We start from the raw sequence: 3,619 nt of genomic DNA, 5'->3' as shown, positions 1-3,619 counted from the left end.
ATTTTGGAGATTTTCCCTATCTTGTTGCGCCACGCAAACCGGACAAATCCAAAGTACACCGCAACAAACCGGCTTTCTGGTTCTGGGAAGATTTCGAATCCTGGCTGCGGCAGCCGCAGGACGAGCAGGAAATCACCGATATCCGCGCTTGGGGGCTGCCGGGCCTACCGCGGGAGTATCGCGTCCACGTCCGTTTGGACTTCGACACCCAGACGGCAGACCCGGGCGGCTTGTTCGTTACCAGCGGGTTGGAATTCACCCGTCTGCCCGACGGGGAAAACGTGCCCTTGACCGAGGCGGTGGAATATGGACTGCTGCTGGATACGGAAGCCGACCCGTCCTTCTCTCTGGGCTTTTTGGGGGGCGAGCGGCGGGTTGCACGCTGGCTCCCGACTGGAAAAACCTTCCCGCTCTGCCCGGAAGACATCCGGGAACAGATTGTCAGAGATCAGGCTTGCCGCCTTGTGCTGCTCACTCCGGCATTGTTCGAGCAAGGCTATCGGCCCGCCTGGGTGTTGACGCAGGCAGGCGTGCAGGCAGAAGTCGTTGCTGCCGCAGTGCCGCGCTATCAAACGGTTTCCGGCTGGGACTACAACGTCGGGAAGCCGAAAGCAAACCGCCGCCTGGCTCCCGCCGGCAGCGTGTATTACCTGAAACTGCAAGGCGATGACGATGCCATCCGCGCCTTTGCGGATACGGTCTGGATGCAAACCGTCAGCGACGATGAGCAGGCACGGCGCGATGGTTTTGGATTGGCCGTTCTGGGAACCTGGAGCGGCGAAGCCGTGGAAATGGAGGTCACCAATGCCTAGGAGAGAATCGGACAAGAAGGTTCCGCCTGTCAATCTTCGGCAGGATGACGACAGAATTGTTGAAATTCGCAAGTATAAGGTAATTACCCCGCTGTATGGCGGCGGCGTGCAGCCGGAACAAGCCGACCCGATTACCGTGGTGCGCGCCAGCGAAATCCGCGGACACCTGCGCTTCTGGTGGCGCGCCACCCGCGGCGGGGACCCAAAGTTTGGCGGCAATTTAGATGAAATGCGCAAGCGCGAAGAAGAGATTTTTGGTTCGGCGGCAGGTAAGGATAAGCCGGGGCCGTCGAAAGTTATCGTCAGAGTTATTCAGTCTAAACCAGGACGCCTGCTCAAGCAGGTTGAAATAAATACCAAACGCGGGATGCGAAAGGTAGATGTAGGTGATCCCCAATCTCCTTTGGGGTATGTAGCCTTTCCTCTACGGGCAGAAGATGGCAAACCTGCTGGCGCGCTGCGTGAAGGTGTGTCCTTTGAAATAGAGATCGAATATCCTGATGATTTCCAATACGAGATTAACGCTGCTCTCTGGGCCTGGGAAACCTTTGGCGGTATCGGCGCGCGTACCCGCCGCGGTTTTGGGGCCTTGCAACTTGTTGGAATTGACGGGAAAGACGTTGCGCCAAATTCTTGTGACGAACTGCGCAAAACGATTGAGAACCATCTTTCCTCAATACAAGGAACTTGGCCTGCCGGCGTGCCGCACTTACCAACGGGAACATCGCAACTAGCCTTCATTTCCAGCAAGAATGCTAATGCTTGGAAAGCATTGCTGACGAAATTAAAACAATTTCGGCAAAATCGAAGAAAGGGGGCAGAGCCAAAGAGACCCGGGCGAAGTTACTGGCCAGAACCGGAGGAAATTCGGTTCATAACTGGGAAACGAGATCAGAAACATCAAGAGTTGCCTTCACGAGCCTACAAAAAATTCCCACGTGCTCAATTCGGGTTGCCTATCATCTTTCACTTTAATGATAAGAAAGACCCCTTTGATACAACCCTGCAAGGTGCTCAATACGACCGTCTCGCCAGCCCGCTCATTCTGCGCCCCATCGCCTGTTCAGACGGCGCCGTTGGGCTTGCATTGCTCTTGGCGTGGGAGCCGCGCAACCCGGACAACGAACCGTATACCCCGCCTGGCGGATTGCGCCTAAAAGGCAAAGAAATTGGTGAAACGGTAAAAAGCGCACTCGATCCCAACGAAGCCAAGCATATCCCCGTACTCAACGGACAAACCGATGTATTGCAAGCATTTCTCGATTACGTGAAAGGAAAATAACTATGGATGCCAAACTGCTTTTCGTGCATACCCTCTCGCCGCTCCATGCCGGCACCGGTCAGGGCGTGGGAGTGATTGACCTGCCCATCGCCCGCGAGAAGTCCACCAACCTGCCCTATCTGCCCGGCTCCTCACTCAAGGGCGTCTTGCGTGATGCCTGCCAGGACAAAGCGTTACAGACCAAGGTTTTCGGGCCGGACACAACTAACGCCGCCGACTATGCCGGGTCAGTACATTTTACCGACCAACGCCTGCTGCTAATGCCCATCCGCAGCCTGAAAGGAACCTTCGCCTGGGTCACCTCGCCGTTTGTTTTGCAGCGCTTCGCGCGCGATGTGGCTATGGCGTCTGGGGATGGTTTCCCGTCTGCCATCCCGGAGATATCCTCGCCGGAAGACTGCCTGGACACAGCGCAAACCGTCCTGAAAGAAGATAACGAGGTCGTGCTGGAAGATATTCAAATGAAGGCCGGCGGCGGGGCGGACGAATGGGCTGAGGCATTTGCCCGTGTGCTTTTCCCTGAAAATTCCGATTGGCAAAAACTCTTCCAACAGCGCTTCTGCATCGTCCACGATGAGGTCTTCGGTTTTCTGGTCGAAACCGCCACCGAGGTCGTAGCCCGCATTGCACTGAAAGACGATGAAAAAACAGTGGCCAAGGGCGCGCTGTGGTACGAGGAATCCCTGCCTGCGGAAACGGTTTTGAGCGGGCTGGTCGTGGCTGCGCCGGTCAAAAAAGCCGAAACGGATGTGAGCCAGATTTTCAAGACGGTGCAAAACCTGATTGACAAGCCCTTGCAAATTGGCGGCAATGCGACTGTTGGCCGCGGCCTGTGCCAGTTGCGGATGGAATGAGGAGGCAGTCATGCAAACCCTGGAACAAAAATTCGCCCGAAGCGTGTATGAAAACGTCAAACGATATGAGGATAAGAGCAAATCCGAGCGTGACGGATATGGACGCATGGCGCAAAAACTTCCGGTACTGATTCGCACCGCTGGGCTGGCACAGGCCCTGGCCTTCGTGGATGCCAAGGCCACCGGCAGCAACGAGAGACCTTATCGCCAGTTGCTGGATGACTTAGCAGATGTTTTGGGATACGCTGGTCGTGATGCGTTGCTGCACGAGAGCCGTAAAGCAAAGTTGGCTCAGTATATGGCGCTGACACGCCGTGCCTTGCTGGCGCTCACCTGGTTCAAGCGTTTCTCCCAGTCCATTTTGAAAGTGGATCCCACAGGAGAATGAAAATGGCCTACAGCAGACGAGACGTATTGCAAAATGCACGCCCTTATGCGGCCACTCATGCCGGGCTATGGCTGGACAAATTCTACGATGCATCCATCGAAAGTGAGAAAACCACGCCGGAACACGAACTGGTTGAACAGGTTGCCGGATTGTCCGTTCCCCAAGCCTATGATGATTTTTTCAAACGCTGGGAGCAGTCCCTGAATGCCCTGGGCGCCCAAATTCGCCGCGCCAAGGTGAAGGGGCGTCTGGCTATCAACCTGGGGGCTGAAAGTGTGCTGGA

4 protein-coding genes and 1 pseudogene are annotated in these 3,619 nt (G+C 55.8%); all 5 read left to right on the top strand.

What is annotated here, in order from left to right:
* Window positions 1–812: type III-B CRISPR module-associated Cmr3 family protein (locus AC30RD_RS07345; protein WP_489493778.1), on the top strand; the 812-nt coding region annotated here is incomplete at its 5' end.
* Window positions 805–2,094, top strand: coding sequence for a type III-B CRISPR module RAMP protein Cmr1 (gene cmr1, locus AC30RD_RS07340; RefSeq protein ID WP_489493777.1), 1,290 nt, complete (start codon window positions 805–807; stop codon window positions 2,092–2,094). The genes AC30RD_RS07345 and cmr1, both read left to right, overlap by 8 nt.
* A 2-nt stretch (window positions 2,095–2,096) precedes the next feature.
* Window positions 2,097–2,948, top strand: a complete 852-nt coding sequence (cmr4, locus tag AC30RD_RS07335) for a type III-B CRISPR module RAMP protein Cmr4 (RefSeq protein WP_489493776.1) — start codon at window positions 2,097–2,099, stop codon at window positions 2,946–2,948.
* 10 nt (window positions 2,949–2,958) lie between these two features.
* Complete coding sequence (cmr5, locus tag AC30RD_RS07330) at window positions 2,959–3,336, top strand: type III-B CRISPR module-associated protein Cmr5 (protein WP_489493775.1); 378 nt, start codon at window positions 2,959–2,961, stop codon at window positions 3,334–3,336.
* A gap of 2 nt (window positions 3,337–3,338) precedes the next feature.
* A pseudogene (locus AC30RD_RS07325) lies at window positions 3,339–3,619 on the top strand (type III-B CRISPR module RAMP protein Cmr6); the annotation flags it as partial.

This window comes from Nitrosophilus sp. (assembly GCF_982775275.1).
Note: the sequence above shows the minus strand (reverse complement) of the source record. Positions and strands in the feature narration are given on the sequence as shown.